Source organism: Pseudomonas sp. DF5, assembly GCF_058148225.1.
The window spans coordinates 1-1,195 of record NZ_JBYVYM010000065.1 but is presented as its reverse complement, the minus strand read 5'-3'; the positions used below and the strand labels follow the sequence as shown (position 1 = coordinate 1,195).

At 53.7% G+C, this 1,195-nt stretch carries 1 protein-coding gene; it reads right to left on the bottom strand.

The window, feature by feature from the left end; genetic code table 11:
- Nucleotides 1-31: 31 nt before the first annotated feature.
- Complete coding sequence (locus AC30D7_RS28710; protein WP_490136325.1) at nucleotides 32-979, bottom strand: IS110 family transposase; 948 nt, start codon at nucleotides 977-979, stop codon at nucleotides 32-34.
- Between the last annotated feature and the right edge of the window lie 216 nt (nucleotides 980-1,195).

Sequence of the window (1,195 nt, the reverse complement as noted above, 5' to 3'; positions counted from 1 at the left end):
TGTGGGAGATTCTATGGTTGAGGGGAAGCCCTCAACCTGCTTTCGGTTGGTATTCACTTTGCCCTTTCAGCAGTGCAAATACGACTCGTGCGAGCTTGCGGGCCAAGATCACCAAAGCCTGTGTTGTACTGAAACCTCGAGCTCTTTGCTCCTCGTAAAACCCTTTCCAGGCTGGGGTGCGGCTGGCTGACATGGCTGCGTTGTGCAGAAGTCGGCGAGCTTCCGGATCTCCTCGCTTGGTCAGGCTTCGACGACCATCCTTTTGCCCTGACTTCGATACCCGCAAGTCCATCCCCAGAAATGCGATAAACGCATCCGCATTTCTGAAGTCGCCTCGCTGAAACGCCGCAATCAACCGTGCGCCTGTCAAAAAACCAACGCCTTCCACTTTCATGCAGCGCTTCAACTGGGTGAGTAAGCCGGCCTCGCTCAGATGATCATTGATCATCTTCTCGACCAGTGTTTCAAGCCTGCGCATGGATGTCAGTTGCTCGGCAAATGCGAGTTTAAGCAGGGGTTCATTCGCCCAGCTCTGCACCAGACCGACTCGCGCCTGAACCAGCGCCGCGCGGCGGCGAAAAAGACTCAGTAGACGACGATAGAGTGGGGATGGCGGGATCCAGGGATGGAGTTCTTCGTATTCATTTTTCAGATAACGAGCGAGCAGTTTGGCGTCCAGCGCATCGGTTTTGGCCCGAATCTTCACACCTTTGCGGTAATGACTCAGCTCGTAACCGCCGACCATGTAGATGGTGCAGCCAGCCTCATGGGCCAGATCGGCGAACTCCAAGTGATAGATATTGGTCGATTCGATGGCCAGATCAACCGGTGACGGTAAGGCTTTCAGCCATTTTTTGATGGCTGCCTTGTCATTGGTAATTGTCTCAAGAAGATCCAGTTCAGCCTGATAGATCACCAGTTCATTTTTGGCGACATCCACACCTACGATGGGCTTTACGACAGAAACCGCCATTGCCATTGAAATTCCTCCGGGATAAGGTTTTGAGTACTTGAAGGGCTCACCCAGAGGCGCAGGCTTGTTCCTATCGTCGGTCCTAACCAGATGCATTCTTTATCGGCGCTTGGGTGAAAGGAGGAGGGGCGAAATCTCCCACGGATCTGTACTGCGCCAACAGTCAGAATCGGGCTTTGTCCCTCCTCCTCCCTTCAAGCCCTAGCATACAAGCGGGCTTGC